The sequence below is a fragment of the Catenovulum adriaticum genome (assembly GCF_026725475.1).
In the GTDB taxonomy this organism is placed as follows: domain Bacteria; phylum Pseudomonadota; class Gammaproteobacteria; order Enterobacterales; family Alteromonadaceae; genus Catenovulum; species Catenovulum adriaticum.
In genome coordinates this window covers 2,643,109-2,661,418 of sequence record NZ_CP109965.1, presented here as the reverse complement: position 1 = coordinate 2,661,418, position 18,310 = coordinate 2,643,109, and the positions used below count along the sequence as shown (strand labels likewise).

Genomic DNA, 18,310 nt, shown 5'->3' with positions numbered 1-18,310 from the left:
TTAGCGACAGGGATATTATGCGTTTAGCTTTACCCATATTTGTATTATTAGCCAGTTTAGGAGTTACCCCATTCGCATTTTCAAACGACAACAATAAAACTTACGAGGATGCTCTGGCTGCGTTTAATCAGCAAAAATATGATATAGCTTTTATTCATTTAAAAAACGAATTACAAAGAAATTCTAAAAATTTATCTGCGAAGTTGCTATATGCAAAACTATTGCTTGAAACTAATAATTATGATCAGGCAATAGACACTTTTAAAGATTGCTTGGAGTTAGGAGCTGATCCTAACCTAATCGTAATACCACTGACCTATGCATATATATTCGATCGCCAATACCAAAAGGTATTAACCCTAGCCGACAACTGGCAGTTGATTGATTCAAACGAGTTTGAATATTTACGACTTAAAGCTTCTGCTTTAGTGAGCTTAAATCAGGATGTAAAAGCTGCAGAGCTATATCAAAGGTTAAGTTTTAAATACCCTGAAAATGTTCAAGTACTAAATGGGTTTGCTTCGTTGCAGCTAAAACGGAAAAGATTAAATGACGCAAGAAGTTTGGTTGAGCAATCTTTTTTAGTTGATGAAAAAAATCCAACAACTTGGCATTTAAAAGGACGATTAGCGTTAATGCAGGGGAGTACAGAGACTGCAATACAGGCTTTTAAAGAAGGTCTTGCTCTAAGTAAAGATGACAGTGTTTTACAGCGTTCATTAATCAGTGCTCTCATAAAATCTAAACAATATGACGAAGCTCGTACCGTATTGGAAGATTTGCTCAATAAAAGTGAAGAAGACCCAAATGCTTTATTATTGATGAGTAGTTTGTTACATAAAACAGAACAATCGGATAAAGCCAGTGAAATGGAATCTGAGCTATTAAACAAATTATCTTTGTTGCCAGCTGAGCAGTTTGATGAATTACCTGAATTAAAGCTTGTAAATGGGGTGGTATCGTTTAGCCAAGGGGATTTTGAAGCGGCAAGTCGAGCAATTCAAAGTTATCTTAAAGAAAATCCAACTGACCCTAATGCGATTGCAATACTGAGTAATACTTTTATTAAATTGGATAAACCCGTTTCGGCAATGAAGCTTCTGTCCGAAAATGAACATATTATAATCAATCACTTAGATTTATCTTTACAACTCGCTCAACTTTATTTACAGCAAGCTGTATATCACAAAGCAGAATATTGGCTAGCTGAGTTAGGTCGGCTGCATCCGGACAATAACGATATTAAATTGTTGTTTGCTAAGCTTTACATGGCAAGAGGTAAAAGCGAGCAAGCTCTTGATGCATTGAATAAAATTGAATTAGATATGGAGCTGGATAAAAACTCAGAACCTTATTTATACGCAAAAGCGGTACTTATGCTTCAAAATAATAATTTTCAGTTGAGTTTAGACTTAGCCGAGCAGTTGTTGTTTATAAAGCCAAATGACTTGGATTATCTGTTGCTCAAAGCTGCAATTTTAATCAAATTAAAAAATTACCCCGATGCGAATGATTCCTTAGATTATATATTGAGTAAACAAAGTAACCATTTTTCAGCTTTGTTTAACAAGGCTAGTCTACTTAGACTTAGTGGTAAGCTTGAATCGGCAAATCAAATTATTGAACAGCTATCTAAACGCGATCCAGAACATTATCAAGTTGCGTTTTTAAACGCAGTTATTAAAGCCAACCTAGGCGAAATAGAACAAGCTATCGATATATTAAAAAGTGTTTTGATTGCAGATAAGTCTAGACTTGATGCTAGAGAGTTGTTGGTTAAACTTTATATTAAAACCAAGCAGTGGGATGATGCTTTGTCTGAAATTAACAGTTTAGACAAATTAGCCCCCCTCAATTATCAATATTTAATTGATAAAGCACTTGTATTAGTGGCTAAAGGGAATTTGACTATGGCTAGAGAGCAATTACGAGTACTGGTTGGATTGTCATTAGGGTCGGCTCAAAAATTATTTGAAATTGCGCGTTTACAAGTACAGGCTGAAGACTTTGAGCAGGCAGAGACCAGCTTTAAGCGAGCTATTTCAGCTGAATCGGATGTGCTCATTGTAAAGTTAGAGCTCGCCAAATTGTATTTAGCCACAAATCAAATTGATAGCGCTAAGACTTTGATTGAAAAGCTTTATAAATCTAAAAATGATGATACAAATGTTTTATTATTAATGGGTGATTTAAATAATTCTTTACAACAGACAGAACTGGCGTTTGAGTATTATAAAAAAGCGATTATTCAGGATCCGCAGTTTTTACAAGCTTTAGTTAAGTTATATCAACTCGCTAAATCGCGTGAGTTCTACGATAAATATGAAGCTTTCATGCTTGATTTATTGAAGCAAACCCCAGATGATTTGATAAAAAACAAACTGATTGCTGATTTTTATGTAGAACATCAAAAAAGTGAAAAAGCGAAATCACATTATGAATTTATTTTATCTAAAAACACAGACTTTCAGCGAGCGGCAATTTTAAATAATCTCGCTAATATCTATTTGAATTCCAATTTAGAGAAAGCTTTAGTTAACGTTGATAAATCCTTAGCTGTCGAACCAAAAAATCCATACAGTTTAGACACTAAAGGATGGATTTTAGTAAAGCAAAATAAACTACAATCAGGGTTAGAATTGTTACGCGAAGCTTATACGGTTAATTCGGCCAATCCATCTAATTTGTATCATATTGGTTTCACCCTAATACAATTAGAAAGGCAAGCGGAAGCAAAGCAATACTTAAAGCAAGCACTTAACTTAAATGTGGAATTTGAAGAGAAAGAATCGACAATTAATTTACTTCAATAAATAGCAAGCTGGTTTAACATTTTAAATTAGCGAATGATAATCACGGATCTGGCATTAAGTTTGATTTATAATTAACTAAACTTTCCCATTTGTGGTTATATTTTGGAGCTCAGCTTGCGTCGTTTTATTAATTGCCTATTTTATAGTTTTGTTTTTGCTACGCTTTGTGCTTGCGGCGGCTCGGGAGACTCAGCAGCAGACACTGATAACGGTGGTTCAGGTGGTGGCAATATAGCGCCTGTTTTGCAACCAAATTTGATATTCAGCGGCAACCAGTTGCCTGAAATATGCGAATTTGATGATGGACGGTTACGTAATTTTGCGCAATGTGATTTAACATTTGAGATTCAATTAGCGCAAGGCAATAAAAATGATGCGAGTTTTGCTGGCCAAGTATCAACAAATGGTGGTGATACATGGCAGAACTTATCCACTTCAACTGATTTAACCTTTAGTTTACCCGTTGCTCAATATAGTGGAGGCGTGCAAATTCGCGCCACTATGAGCTACCAGCAAATGAGCAGTCAAACTCAAGCTTTAAACTTTACCTTACTCGCCAATTCAATCAATATGTTGGACTCAGGCGATTTCGCGCAAGATAAAGCGATTTACCTTGACCCGCTAGATTTTGACGCCACGCATATTAGCCTGACATTGCCTACATGCGTGAATGAACAGCAAGATTTAAGCAAAGTGATTTTGCACAAAAATAATCGTTATTTTGTTGAGCAAAAAGCAGCAGCTCAAATTAAATTACAACGCAGTCGTTTGGCTGACAATGATACTTTGACTGCGGTTTGTATTGATGATGCGAATGCAGCAGTACAAGCGCCAGGCCAAATTCAAATTCGGTTGCAAGCTGATCCCAGCATTAACCATCCACCTATCGTGAGTTTTTCTGCTTTACCTCAAAATGTGCAAAAATATCAAAGCTTGATTCGGGATGCTCAATCGTTTGATGTTTGTATTCAAGCGTCGGATGAAGACAATGATGAATTAGCGGTATCCTTACAAGCGCAAACCGCGAGCAAATCAATAGACTTAAACTTAAATGATGAATATTGTGCGACGTTAAATACAGAAACCTTTGCCGGCGAAAATTTAAGCTTGTTTGCGACCGCCAACGATGGCACCGACACGGCTCAAGCCACTTATGAGTTGGGCCAGATTTATCCAGACACTTTGCCTGTTATCAGCGCCAATAACTCGAGTTGTCAATTAGAGCAGAGTGAACAAAAGGTTAATCTTGATTTACCTAGAGATACTGAATTTGATGATTATCAGGTTCAGGTGGTTAATGTTAATAATGGACAAGTGTTGCGTGATTTAGGCCAAGTGAATTCAGGCGAAACCACTTCAGCACAACTTAGCTTTAGTTGTGACCAACTGGGTCAAACTCAATATCAAATTGTGACGCAAAGCCGGGGTAAACAAGTGAGTAGCCAAACTTATTCACACTCAGTTACCGCCCAAGTTAATCAATTACCCGAGTTGAAATTTGAGATTGACGGCGATGTGTTAACACTAAATGAACAAGCAATTCAATACCGAGATAATCAACTGATAGAAGTTTGTGTCATCGCAGAAGATGCAGATAATGACGTGTTAACTTACAGCGTAAATTATCAGTGGGCACAAATGGATGAAATGCCATTATTGCTGAATAATGACTGTGGCCAAATTGATACGCAAGGACGAGGCGGGCAGCAGCTTAAACTGATTGGTCAAGTTGATGATGGCAGTGCTGAAATTCAAAAAATAACTGATTTAGCTAAAATTCATTCAGATACCATTCAATTTGCGGCGAGTCAAAGCCAAAGCTGTACGGTAGGCGACCCAGCGGTGAGTTATTCAGTTAATGTTAAGCCGGATTCTGAAGGTGACAATCACCAACTCACTGTGATAAATGCCGATACACAAGCCGTTATCAAAAACTTAGGCTCAGTGACCTCCGGCCAATTTGATTTGGCTTGTGATGAAATTGGCTCAACGGCTTTTCAGCTTAAAAACCAAAGCCGGGAACTAACGGCGATTTCTAACCCATATTTACATACAGTAACCGCAAGCCCTAACGAAAAACCGACACTTGAGTATCAGATCTCGGGCACTAAATTTAATGAGCAGTTTAGAGATAATAGTACGCTAGAAGTTTGTCTTGAATCTAGCGATCCTGAAGGTATGCCGGTTGAATTATCTGGTGAGATTATTTTTAAGCACCCAAGCAACAGCAATTTAGACGTCTCTCAAGAGCTGGCATTAGATAGTCAAAACTGTATGCCAGTGTCGACTTTTAATAAAGGTGGTTACGAATTAATCGTTGATTTTTTTGCATCAGATGGAGTGACTGAGGAAGGCATAAACGAGTCGCAAGGTTTTATCCATCAGGATCAAATTAATATTGCGAAAAGTGATAATGGAGAGTGTACCGAAGGCAGTGGTTTTATCGAGTATGTCATTAATATTGAGCCGGATATTGAAGGTGACAGTCATCAACTAACCGTCATTGATATTGCAGATAATAGCGTGATCGCCTCATCACCTGTGACAGATACGCAAGCTAGTTTCAGTTTGTCTTGCCAAAATATAAGCCATTCAAAAAACTTTTACATTAGAAACGACAGTCGTGGGTTATCCACTTATTCACTGGTGTATCGTCACCAAGTTGACCTTAAACCGAATACTGCACCTGAACTTGAGCTTAACCTAATTCAGCCTGCACTAGTTGGAGATAATATCCGAGATAATCAATCCTTTGATGTGTGTTTAGCAGCAACAGATGCTGATGGTGATAACTTAACCCTCTCACTTGCATATCAAATTGATGAGCAAGCAGAGCAGACAGTCACGCTTAATAATGGATGCGGTACGGTATCTACGTTTGGGGCGGGTGGCAAAACATTAGTCATTACTGCAACCGCAAATGACGGCCGAGCAACCGCAACAGCCAATCCAAATTATCAAATTCATGCTGATTCAGTTCAATTTGCCTTTACCTCAAATCAAAGTTGTGCAATTGGAGACAGCGCCAGAGTTTATCAAATTAATCTGGCTGATGATCTGGAAGGTGACGAGCAAAATGTCACTGTTTATCGGGCGGATAACACAGTTTTGCGTAATCTGGGCCAAAGCCGCAGCTTTAGTTTAAGTTGTAATACCGGTGCGGTAACCGAGTTTTATCTGGTTAATGAGTCACGTGGTTTATCCACTCGTTCATTAAATTATCAACATGTAGTGAGTAATCAAATTAATACTCGGCCAACGATTAATTTATCGGTTTTGCCTGCCCCCGGAAGTGCGGATATAGCGAGATTTGGCGGACAAATTAGAGATCAACAAAGCCTGCAAATTTGTGCCGATGTGAATGATGCCGAAACGCCAGATGATCAGCTAAATGTGCAAGTATTTTATCGATTTGATAACCAAGCGCTGCAAACGTTAAGTTTAAACCAGCAGTGTGGGTTGATTGATTTAACCAATCGAGGTGAACAAAATTTAGTGGTACAGGGTTTTGCTGGTGATGGCACCGAAACCGGCAACCAAGATTTAAATCTAGGCACTATTCATAAAGATACTATTCAAGCCGCAATCAGTAACAGTGGCACTTGTCGGGTGGGTGACGAAAATAATGATTTTATTGTTAGAGTATCGCCCGATTTAGAAGGGGATGAATATAATTTAGATGTGATTGATTTACAAACAGGCGATGTATTAGTTGAATTAGATCAAATCACAGCCGGTAACTTTAGCCTGCCTTGTAATGAATTAGGGTCGACTAATTTTGTTATTAGAACCACTAGCCGAGGCTTAACTCAAAACTCAATTGTTTATAGCCATGTAGTTGATAATACGCTTAATTCTAACCCACGATTGAGCTTGAATTTAGTTAATGCGCAAGTATTTGGCGAGATTATTCGGGATGCTCAAACGTTGCAGGTGTGTTTAAGTGCCACAGACTCAGACAATGATCCTATTACTTACCGAGCCGTATACCAATTTACCGGTGAGCAACAAAAGAGTTTAAGTTTAAATGAACAGCAATGCGGATTTATTGACCTAACCAATCGCGGCAATGATAGTTTAATCATTCAAGGCTTTGCAGATGATGGTATTGCCGAAAGTTCCCAGTTACTTGAAATTAATAGCATTCACCAAGATACGTTAGCGACGCCACAAACGGTTTCATCTAGCTGTAGTATTGGCGAATCGTCCCTTATTTATAGTATTGATTTAGCTGATGATGCCGAAAATGATTTACGTCAAATTCAAGTTAAACAACAACCCAGTAATAACTTAATTGCGCAATTTGACGAAAGTGATGATTTGAGCCAGTTTGATTTTAGCTTACCTTGTGAAGCCGTTGGTGAAACTTTATTTACCTTAACCGCGATCAGCCGAAATTTAGAAGTTGAATCAGACATTTATTCTCATAAAGTGAACCCTAGCTTAACCAATGTGGTGCAAGTTTGGATGACCACAGCGGACCAAAGCCAATTATTGGCACCACAAGCTGATTTAACACTCAGAGCCGGTATGGGTACAGCGACAAACCAAATTGATGTGAGTGACAGCATGAGCTATCAAAACATTCAAGGCTTTGGCGCTGGATTAACAGACAGTGCTGCCAGTCTTATTTTTGAATCAGAAAATAGTCAGGATATTGTCAGTCGTTTATTTGAGCCAGAGCAAGGCGCTGGACTTAATCGAGTGCGAATATCTTTATCAGGGTTAGGTGAATATGTGGCCCGTGCGGCACAAAGTTATGATGATATGCCATCAGGCTTAACCGATCCTGATTTGACTTTCTTTTCAACTGAAGCTGATGACGAATACTTTATCCCCGTATTGAACTCTATTTTACAGCAAAATGATGCGATTAAAGTGGATGCTGTATCTTGGAGTGCACCGGGCTGGATGAAAAATACTGACAGTTTAAATGGGGGCAGTTTACGGCTTGAATTTTATGATGAATATGCAAAATATTTATCGAAATCATTACAAGCTTATCAAACCAAAGGCATAGAGATCGCGAGTTTTAGTTTGCAAAATCAGCCTCATTTAGAAACAAATTATCCGTCAATGCTGTGGGATAACACAGATTATCAAATCTTCTTCGAAGATTTTTTATTTCCACAATTTCAAGTAGACGATATTAATAGCGAGCTTTGGGTTTGGGATGGTAATTGGACTGATTACGATAGCCAGCAAGAAGCAGATATCGCTTTATTTGCAACCGATGCGCTCAATAATGATTTTATTTATGGTCGAGCATTTGGCGTCGCTTTGCAATGTTATCAGGCAAACAACGGCTCGGCTGATGTTGCAAAAGCCATCACTCAAATTACGAGTTTAACACGGGCACGTCCTGTTTATCTGACTTCATGTCGAAACCAAAATAATGGGCGCACTTTTGCTCAGTATTTAACAGATACCTCAGCCGATATGATAATGCCATTTTTTGAAGCGGGCGCAAGCGGCATTATGTTAGATAACCTGATTTTAGACTCTGATTTTGGCCCTTATCAAAACGGCTGTACCAATTGTCGTGCCCTGTTAACTAAGCAAAGCGATGGTGAAATTACTGAAAATGCTGAATTTTATGCGTTTGCACATTTTAGTCGTTTTATTCAAACAGGCGCTAAGCGAATTGAATCAAGCCAAATTAATGGCGTGATCCGCACACAGGCGTTTAAAAATCCAGACAATAGCATTGTTTTAGTCTTGGTCAATCAAGCAAACAGTGAGCAGCCCATTGACATAAACTGGCAAGGGCAAAGTACCTTGCTTCAGTTACCGGCTTTATCTGTCGCCACGTTAACGTGGAATGCGGATAATTCGGGGGTTGCTGATTTACAAAAAATTCAACAAGCCAGCCAGTTGGCGCAAGATAGTTTAAGCTTGGTTAATGCAATGCGCACAACCTCGGGTTTATATGCTGAACATTTAAATTTTGATTTGGGGAATATGACGGCTGGCGCGATCTCACCCGCAGCGACCGGCGTTGGATTAGTGGCGCTTTCAATTGAGCACCAAATGCAGTGGAATACTAATGCAACCAGTTTAGTATTAGCAACGTTGGAGACCCTGTTAGCTGAAAATGATGAAATCACGCCTGCGCGGGATGATTTTGGTATATTTGCTAAACGTTTGGCAGCCGACGGTAGCGAAATAAATGATAATTACAGTATTTTAGAAACTGCGTATTTATTAGCGGGCGCTAAATTTGCACAAAATGTATTTAATAACAGCCAAATTAATGAAAAAGTCGATTTATTGTTTGAATCTGTTGATTGGCAAGGTGTGATTGAAAGTGCTGAGCAAGGTATTGTGATTGTTGAGCGTGATTTTGCGCAACAAACACTTGCCACTCAAGGGGTGTACGATCAGCAAATGTTGGTGGTTTGGTTAGCCAAACAAGCAGGGCTGTTGCCCGCAAAAACACTGTGGGATAATTATTATGCTAATGGTGAATTGGCCAATAAAGTCTTTTTTAATGACTTTGCAATGCCAGCAGATAATCAAGGAGAAAGCATCTCAGCCACCATTCATCAGTTAAATTATTATCTAATTAACCCAGTTTTAGCGTCGGCTAACTATCGTCAATTATTTGCAAGCCACGCACAAGCTGAGCAGGATTATTGGCTAACTGAGTATAACCAAGCCTCTTATGTTTGGGGATTTGGCTATGGCACTGATAATTCACAGGCTCAACCACAATTTAACAGTTTAACTTTACACAATACAGAAACGGCCCATGCGCCAACAATAGCGGGGTTTATACCTGCTAATAATGATTATTTAGATGATCTTCTCACATGGCAAACGAATGATATTGGTATATTAACCACATCACTTAACAATGTTGAAGTGCCTTGGCGCTACCAAATTAATGATATTAACTGGCAGGCTGAACGGCTTGATATGTTATCTCTTGCACCATTGTTTATGGGGATATCAGCGCACTCAGGCTTATTAGATATTCAGTTTTATCGGCTTAATAACCAAGTCGATCTTAATTAATTTCAACTCAATGCTTTTAATCGCTTAATTAAAAGCATTGTTGTGGTCAAATCGGAAAAATCGATAACCTCAACCTGATTTAATTAATTTACCTATTTCACTTATTCGGCAATACTATATTTGAAGTCAGCGGCAGATGCCCGACAATTAATAACTTTTCCAAAAGATGGAGTGATACATGTTAGAGAATAAAGAAGGTCAAAACGTTCCAAGTGTTGAGTTTGTAGTTAAAGCTGAAGAAGGATTCAACAAAGTAAAAAGCGATGATATTTTTAAAGACAGAACAGTTATCGTATTTTCATTACCGGGTGCATTCACCCCAACTTGTTCATCAACTCATTTGCCGCGTTACAACCAACTTGCAGACGTATTTAAAAAGCAAGGCGTAGACGAAATTGTTTGTATGTCGGTAAACGATACTTTTGTTATGAATGCTTGGGCTCAAGATCAAGAAGCAGGCAATGTGACTCTAATCCCAGATGGTAATGGCGAATTTACCGAGCAAATGGGTATGTTAGTTGATAAAGCTGATTTAGGCTTTGGTAAGCGCAGCTGGCGTTATTCTATGCTGGTTAAAAACGGCGTAGTAGATAAAATGTTTATAGAGCCAGAAGTTGCAGGCGACCCGTTTGAAGTGTCGGATGCCGACACTATGCTTAACTATATTTGTCCTGATGAAAGCGCGCCTAAATCAGTTAGTTTATTTACTAAACCAGGTTGTCCTTTCTGTGCAAAAGCGAAAGCGTTATTAGCAGAAAAAGGCTTAGCATACGAAGAGATTTTATTAGGTAACGGCATTGGCATTAATAGCTTGCAAGCCGTTTCTGGTCGCGACACTGTGCCTCAAGTCTTTATTGATGGTCAGCACATTGGTGGTAGTGACGATTTAGAAAAATATTTTGCTTAATCACTTTATTCTCTAAATCGTATTAAACTTAAAAAAGCCAAACGGTTAACGCTGTTTGGTTTTTTTGTTTTTTCGTTAATACCTTAAAGCTTAAGGCAGTAACAGTGAAACTAAAACTTTATCAAGTTGATGCATTTGCGAATCAAGTTTTTTCGGGGAATCCGGCAGCCGTCATTCCGTTAGAACAGTGGTTGCCAGATGAAATGATGCAGCAGATTGCAGCCGAAAATAACTTATCTGAAACAGCTTTTTTTGTTAAATCAGACTCGAGTTTTCATATCCGTTGGTTTACCCCAACCGATGAGGTCGCACTGTGTGGTCATGCAACGTTAGCTAGTGCATTTGTTATTTTTGAATATCTGGAAGTTGCACAAACGCAAATTGAGTTCAATTCTCTATCCGGCTCACTTAGCGTAACAAAAAGTGGTCAATTTTTAACTCTAGATTTTCCAGCCCAACAAGCTCATTGCGTTAATTCTCCAGCTGCTTTAATCAAAGGTTTGGGTAAAACACCACAAGTTTGCATGGTCGCAGAAGATTATTTAGCGGTATTTGAAAGCGAAGTTGATATATTGTCGATTACGCCAAATCAAATCGAACTTTTAAAATTAGATTATCGTGGTGTTATTGTCACAGCGCCTTCTGAACAGTACGATTTTGTCGCCCGTTTTTTTGCCCCCAATGTTGGTATAAACGAAGATCCCGTGACCGGCTCAGCTTTTACTCAACTGATGCCTTACTGGGCAGAAAAATTAGGAAAAAATGCATTAACTGCTAAGCAGGTGTCGTTACGTGGTGGCGAATTAAATTGCGAGCTTAAAGGCGACAGAGTATTAATATCTGGCAAAGCCGTATTGTACTTGCAGGGCGAGATTACGATTTAATGGTACCTGACAGGTTTATGGTTGGATGCATTAGCTGATGGTTTCAAATTAAACCATCAGCTAAACAAGCTACTTTTCGTTAGTTTCGCAGGCTTGCAAAGTATTCGCGATTAAGGTAGCCACTGTCATTGGGCCAACACCACCTGGCACAGGCGTGATATAGCTAGCTTTTTCAGCAGCCACTGAGTATTCTACATCGCCTACTAATTTACCCGATTCCATCCGGTTAATGCCTACATCGATTACCACAGCGCCCGGTTTAATCCAATCGCCCGGAATAAATTCAGGTTTACCGACACCCACCACTAATAAATCTGCACGTCTTACATGGCTTTCTAAATCTTTAGTAAAGCGATGGGTTATAGTTGTTGTGCAACCAGCTAATAATAACTCTAAGCCCATAGGTCGGCCAACAATGTTCGATGCACCTACAATCACAGCATCTAAACCTGTCATTTCAATGCCAGTGCTTTCAATTAATGTGACGATGCCTTTTGGTGTACAAGGTCTTAAAGTTGGAATGCGTTGAACTAAGCGGCCAATATTATAAGGATGAAAACCATCTACGTCTTTGTCCGGAGAGATGCGTTCAATTACAGGTGTACTGTCTAAGCCCGCTGGTAGCGGAAGCTGCACTAAAATACCGTCAATCGTATTGTCGTTATTGAGTTGGTCAATTAAATTGAGTAAATCTTGCTGGCTGGTATCTGCAGGCAAGTCATAAGATTTAGATACAAAACCAACTTCGTCACAGGCTTTTCTTTTACTGCCGACGTACACTTGTGATGCCGGATCTGCTCCAACTAATACCACAGCTAAGCCTGGTGCTCTTTTGCCATTAGCTGTGCGTAGACTTACCGCGTCTTTAACTGTTGCTCTTACGTTTTTTGCAATTTGTTTGCCATCAATAATTTGTGCTGTCATACCACTTTGTGTCTCTTCAACTCAATACTGCGACTATTGTCGCATGAAATAAAACTTAATAAAGTGCAAATTTAACTTTGCGCCTGCTTTTTTAAGTCGTACAGTAAATCTAACGCCTGACGTGGGGTTAATGTATCAGGGTCAACTTGTGTCATCGCTTCAATTAATGGGTGTTGCTGGCTTACCCAATCGAGTTGCTCTTTTTGATGAGAATCCTTCATTGTTTTAGCGGTTGTGACTGAATCTAAATCGATATCGCTGGGGGCTTGATGATGTGTACTTTCTAATTCATTCAGCTTATGTTTTGCTTGTATAATTACCCCTTTAGGTACACCTGCAAGCGCGGCTACCTGTAAACCAAACGAGCGATTTGCCGCGCCTTCTTGTACCGCGTGCATAAAAGTAATGGTGTCACCGTGTTCTATTGCATCTAAATGCACATTGGCAACAGATTCAATTTGCCCTGCCAGCGTGGTTAACTCAAAATAATGGGTCGCGAATAAAGTTTGTGCTTTTAAATTAAGTGCTAAGTTTTCAGCGCAAGCCCAAGCTAAAGATAAACCATCATAAGTGCTGGTACCTCGGCCTATTTCATCCATTAACACTAAACTTTTTTCTGTGGCGTGATTTAAAATATTAGCGGTTTCTGTCATTTCAACCATAAAAGTAGAGCGGCCACTGGCTAAATCGTCAGATGCGCCTATTCGGGTAAAAATTCTGTCTATTGGTCCTAATACAGCTGAGTCAGCTGGCACATAACAACCGACATAAGCCATAATGCAAATAAGTGCGGTTTGGCGCATATAGGTAGATTTACCACCCATATTAGGGCCGGTAATGACCAACATTTTGCGATTTTGGTTTAATTCTATAGGGTTAGCAATAAAAGGTTCAGAACTTAATTCTTCTACCACAGGATGGCGGCCTGCATTGATATGTATGCCTACCTCATCGCTAAACTCAGGGCGGCAATAATTTAAAGTTTCCGCCCGCTCGGCAAAATTGTTCAAAACATCTAATCGGGCAATATGATCAGAAGCTTGCTGAAGCTGAGCGATATAAGGTTCAAATTGATCAAATAGTGCTTCGTATAGTTGTTTTTCAAGCGCGAGTGCTTTGCTTTGAGCGCTCAAAACTTTATCTTCTAACTCTTTTAATTCGGGTGTTATATATCGCTCGGCATTTTTTAAGGTTTGGCGACGTATGTATTCAACGGGTGCTTGCGCAGATTGAGCTTTGCTTATTTCAATAAAAAAGCCGTGCACTCGGTTATAGCCCACTTTTAAGGTGGATATGCCGGTGGTTTCACGTTCTCTTTGCTCTATTTGTTCTAATATATTTTGAGCCCCTTGGCTTAAACGGCGTAGCTCATCTAATTCTGGATTATAGCCTTGCGCTAATACGCCTCCGTCACGAATAACCACTGGCGGATTATCAACAATCGCCTTGACTAATAATTCACATAGCTCACTAAAAGTATCAATTTGGGTTTGATCTTCAATTAGTGCTTTTTCTTCACTACTTTGTAGTAATTCTTTTAATTGAGGTAAACAAAGTAGGGCATTACGCAAGCGTGAAAAATCTCTAGGTCTGGCTGAGCGAAGTGCAATACGTGAAATAATACGCTCAATATCGCCTATGTTTTTAAGCTCTGATTTTAACTCAGGCGACAAGCCACTGTTGATAATACTGTCAATAACTTGATGGCGCTGAGATAAAATTTGCTTATTTAAAATAGGTTGTACTAACCAGCGCTGTAATAATCGGCTGGCCATAGGAGTAGCGGTTTTATCAATGACAGACAATAAGGTTTGTCCGGTATGGCCAGATAAGCTTTGGTTGAGCTCTAAGTTGCGAATTGAAATCGCATCTAAAAATAAGTTGTCGCCAAGTTGAAGCGTTTTAAGCCCTCTAAGGTGAGGAATCGCTGATTTTTGAGTATCTTTAACATACTGTAATACAGCGCCTGCTGCGCTAATTGCAGTATGATCGGCGTTAATCCCAAAGCCGGTTAAGTCTTGAGTATTAAATTGTTTGCAAAGCTGGCGATAAGCACTGTCTTGTTCAAAATCCCATTCCGGTCTGCGTTTGTTAGCCGGATTGTTATTAATTAAATGCATTGATGCAAAGTTTTCAGGGTAGAGTAATTCAGCTGGTTGTTTTTGCTGCAAAATAGCTTGCAGGCTTTCTTGATTGTCCACTTCTGCTATTTCAAAACGCCCTGAGGTAATATCTAAGCAAGCTAAGCCATATTGATTGTTTGGCGATTGGCAAATCGCCATTAATAAATTATCTCGCCTTTCTTCTAATAATGACTCTTCAGTAATGGTTGCTGGTGTAATGACTCTTACCACTTTTCGCTCAACGGGCCCTTTGCTGGTTGCCGGATCGCCTATTTGTTCACAAATGGCAACTGACTCACCTAGTTTAACTAATTTTGCCAAATAGGTATCAGCAGCATGATAAGGTATACCCGACATAGGAATGGGTTTACCCGCTGTTTTTCCGCGCTGAGTCAAAGAAATATCAATCAGCTCAGATGCTTTTTTTGCATCATCAAAAAATAGCTCGTAAAAATCCCCCATACGGTAAAATAATAAAGTATCTTTATAATCAGCTTTTAATTTTAAATATTGCTGCATCATAGGGGTATGTTGACGTAGCGATTGTTCTGAATAAATATCTGAAGTCATTAAATAAACCTGAAACGGAAAAAATATGTATTGGACTGAAATTGAAAACCAATCAAAAAAACTGGGCGCTATTTTAACCCAAAACCAGCAGACAATTGCAACCGCTGAATCATGCACTGGCGGTGGAATTGCGTATGCATTAACGGAAATTGCAGGCAGCTCTGCTTATTTTAACCAGTCTTGGGTCACTTATAGTAATCAAGCTAAACAAAGCCAGCTTAACGTAAATGCTAAAACTTTAGAACTGTTTGGTGCTGTGAGCGAACAAACCGTTATTGAGATGGTAGCAGGCTGCTTACATAACGCACAAGCTGATATTGCACTGGTAACCAGTGGCATTGCCGGACCTGGTGGGGGCAGTCCAGATAAACCAGTTGGTCTTGTATATTTTGCCTGGCAATTAGTTAATCAGCCAGTGAAAGTTGAATCTATTGTATTTAAAGGAACCCGAGCGGAAGTAAGAGAACAGGCAATTTTGCATTCTCTTAAGCAAGCGATAAACTTACTAAGTTAAAAATTTAAAAAAAACATTGATACTGTATGAGTAACCAGTATACTTTATTGCATATTGACGAATTAGCTTAACTTAATTTAAGAACAAGCCGGAGAATTTGATGAGTGATAATAAACAAAAAGCATTAAGTGCTGCATTAGGACAAATCGAGCGCCAATTTGGTAAAGGTTCGATTATGAAATTAGGAGATAACAAAGCACTTGACGTTGAAAGCATCTCAACGGGTTCACTGGGCTTAGATATCGCCTTAGGCATAGGCGGTTTACCTTGCGGTCGAGTTATTGAAATTTATGGCCCTGAATCTTCAGGTAAAACAACATTAACACTGCAAGTGATCGCGGAAGCGCAAAAGAAAGGTAAGACTTGTGCGTTTGTGGATGCAGAGCACGCGCTTGATCCTGTATACGCAGGTAAATTAGGCGTTAACATTGATGAGTTATTAGTTTCACAACCAGATACAGGTGAACAAGCTTTAGAAATTGCAGATATGCTTGTTCGTTCAAATGCAGTTGATGTGGTTATTGTTGACTCAGTTGCTGCATTAACCCCTAAAGCTGAAATTGAAGGCGAAATGGGTGATCATCATGTTGGTTTGCAAGCCCGTTTAATGTCGCAAGCTTTACGTAAGTTAACTGCTAATATTAAAAAATCTAATACCTTATGTATTTTCATTAACCAAATTCGGATGAAAATTGGGGTTATGTTTGGTAATCCTGAAACCACAACGGGTGGTAATGCATTAAAATTCTATGCTTCAGTTCGTTTAGATATTCGTCGTACTGGTGCGGTTAAAGATGGTGATGAAATTACCGGTAATGAAACTCGAGTTAAAGTGGTTAAAAATAAAGTGGCACCGCCGTTTAAACAAGCCGATTTTCAAATTTTATATGGTCGCGGTATTTCAAAACAAGGCGAGTTATTAGATTTAGGTGTGAAAGAAGGCCTAGTTGATAAATCTGGCGCTTGGTATAGCTACAATGGCAACCGAATTGGCCAAGGTAAAGCAAACTGTATTAAATATTTAGAAGAACATACTGAAATTGCGGATGAAATTGAAAAAATTATTCGTGAGCGTTTATTAACAGCTGAAAAAGTAGCTGCTGAAGCGCCTGTTACAGAAAGTGAAGCTGGAGAAACTGGCGAATAAAGCTAGTATTAAAACTATTTTAGTTTTTTAGCTCATTCGTACTAATTTTAAAACTGACCGGTTTTAATAATAAATAAAAAACCTGATACAACTCAGTTGCATCAGGTTTTTTTAGTTTTATTAATCTAATTTTAAGTTAACTTATTTTTCAAATTTTTTGAATGGCTGATCAACAGGGGTATCAGCTAAATGGTTTGTATAATTACTCATTACTTTCTGCGAAATACCTAAGACAATTTCAAGCACTTGTTGCTGTGCATAGCCTGCATCAAAAAATTTATTCAGCGCCTGCTCAGACAAGACACCTCTGTTTTTAACTAATGCCAATGTTGTTTCTCTTAGCACTTCAAGCTTTTCATTCTCTAGCGGCTTTTTATTTACCAATGCATCTACTATCGCATCATCTACTTTCATTGATGCCGCAATTGCACTATGTGCAGGTATACAATAATGGCAGCTATGTTCAACATTTATTGACTGCCATACAACGGTAAGCTCTTCGGCGTTAAAAGATGTCTTTTGAAATAACTCGTGTAGAACTTGATAGCCTTCAAGTAATGTAGGTGCCTCAGCCATTACCGCATGTAAATTGGGTAACATACCAAAAGCGGCATTTGATTTTTTAATTAATGGCTGTGCGGCTTCTGGTGCTGTCTCTCCTGTATGTAATTTAAACTGGCTCATATTAACTCCTAATTTAGTTAATTTAATTTGATACCTCAGTTGAGGTTTTTCATAATGTTGAAGCTATCATAGTTGTTATTGAGCGACTGCTCAAGTTAAAATTGAGCAGTCGTTCAAAAATAGAAGTGATTATGGCTAATAAAAGTAAATTTAATCGTGAACAAGTGGTTCAGTCAGCATGCCAATTATTTTGGTTAAAGGGGTTTAGTGGTACTTCAACCAGAGACTTACAAGAAACGATTAACATGCGTCCAGGCAGTGTGTATGCGGCTTTTGGCTCAAAAGAAGGCTTGTATGCAGAAGCACTGAAATGTTATTCCAACGAAATGAAAGCTAAATTGGATGAATGTCTTCAGGCAAGTGAATCTAAATTAACGGGTTTACAATTGTTTGTAGAAAAAATTTTAGTATTAGAAGCTGAATCGACCCCAACCGACGTTTGCATGTTAGTGAAAGCCAGTTCAGAGTTTTGTGATGACAATGTCAATTTGAAAAAGCTGAGTTTACGCTTATTAGAAGAATTTGAATTATATTTAACTCAAATTTTTCAGGCTGCCCAGGATAAAGGCGAGTTAAAGCCATCGATTAAGGCTTGCGAATATGCAAGACTTTTTCAAATTCAATTTATTGGAATTAGAAATTATTTAGTAAGGGTGGAAGATAAAAAAATTCGCCAGAATCTAATAGAGCAAATGTTTAATCTTTTAAAAACATTTTAGAAATCGGA

10 protein-coding genes are annotated in these 18,310 nt (G+C 38.7%); 7 read left to right on the top strand and 3 right to left on the bottom strand.

Translation table 11 applies throughout. The features are described from left to right. Positions 1-17 precede the first annotated feature (17 nt). From prsT to OLW01_RS11600, 4 genes are all read left to right on the top strand, one after another. Complete coding sequence (gene prsT / locus OLW01_RS11615) at positions 18-2,813, top strand: XrtA/PEP-CTERM system TPR-repeat protein PrsT (RefSeq protein ID WP_268074078.1); 2,796 nt, start codon at positions 18-20, stop codon at positions 2,811-2,813. A gap of 114 nt (positions 2,814-2,927) precedes the next feature. Beyond that, positions 2,928-9,830, top strand: coding sequence for a glycoside hydrolase family 30 protein (locus tag OLW01_RS11610; RefSeq protein WP_268074077.1), 6,903 nt, complete (start codon positions 2,928-2,930; stop codon positions 9,828-9,830). A gap of 178 nt (positions 9,831-10,008) precedes the next feature. Next, complete coding sequence (locus tag OLW01_RS11605; protein WP_268074076.1) at positions 10,009-10,737, top strand: glutathione peroxidase; 729 nt, start codon at positions 10,009-10,011, stop codon at positions 10,735-10,737. A 104-nt stretch (positions 10,738-10,841) separates the two neighbouring features. Beyond that, a complete protein-coding gene (locus tag OLW01_RS11600) occupies positions 10,842-11,621 on the top strand; it encodes a PhzF family phenazine biosynthesis protein (protein WP_268074075.1) in 780 nt (259 codons plus the stop codon). Between the two features lie 69 nt (positions 11,622-11,690). On the opposite strand, the gene folD is transcribed toward OLW01_RS11600, so the two are convergent. Further along, complete coding sequence (folD, locus tag OLW01_RS11595) at positions 11,691-12,545, bottom strand: bifunctional methylenetetrahydrofolate dehydrogenase/methenyltetrahydrofolate cyclohydrolase FolD (protein WP_268074074.1); 855 nt, start codon at positions 12,543-12,545, stop codon at positions 11,691-11,693. Between the two features lie 71 nt (positions 12,546-12,616). After that, positions 12,617-15,238 carry a DNA mismatch repair protein MutS gene (gene mutS / locus OLW01_RS11590; protein ID WP_268074073.1) on the bottom strand — a complete coding sequence of 874 codons (2,622 nt, stop codon included), beginning with the start codon at positions 15,236-15,238 and terminating at the stop codon, positions 12,617-12,619. 25 nt (positions 15,239-15,263) lie between these two features. Here mutS and OLW01_RS11585 point away from each other — a divergent pair, with 25 nt between their 5' ends. Beyond that, the gene (locus tag OLW01_RS11585) at positions 15,264-15,752 is read left to right on the top strand and encodes a CinA family protein (protein WP_268074072.1); all 489 of its coding nucleotides are present in this window, start codon (positions 15,264-15,266) and stop codon (positions 15,750-15,752) included. 100 nt (positions 15,753-15,852) lie between these two features. Then, positions 15,853-16,899, top strand: a complete 1,047-nt coding sequence (recA, locus tag OLW01_RS11580; protein ID WP_268074071.1) for a recombinase RecA — start codon at positions 15,853-15,855, stop codon at positions 16,897-16,899. A gap of 141 nt (positions 16,900-17,040) precedes the next feature. On the opposite strand, the gene OLW01_RS11575 is transcribed toward recA, so the two are convergent. Further along, positions 17,041-17,583, bottom strand: coding sequence for a carboxymuconolactone decarboxylase family protein (locus OLW01_RS11575; protein ID WP_268074070.1), 543 nt, complete (start codon positions 17,581-17,583; stop codon positions 17,041-17,043). A gap of 131 nt (positions 17,584-17,714) precedes the next feature. Between OLW01_RS11575 and OLW01_RS11570 the strand changes: the two genes are divergently transcribed. Further along, positions 17,715-18,302: a TetR/AcrR family transcriptional regulator gene (locus OLW01_RS11570; protein ID WP_268074069.1), complete on the top strand. Its 588-nt coding sequence runs from the start codon at positions 17,715-17,717 to the stop codon at positions 18,300-18,302. The last annotated feature ends 8 nt before the right edge of the window (positions 18,303-18,310 follow it).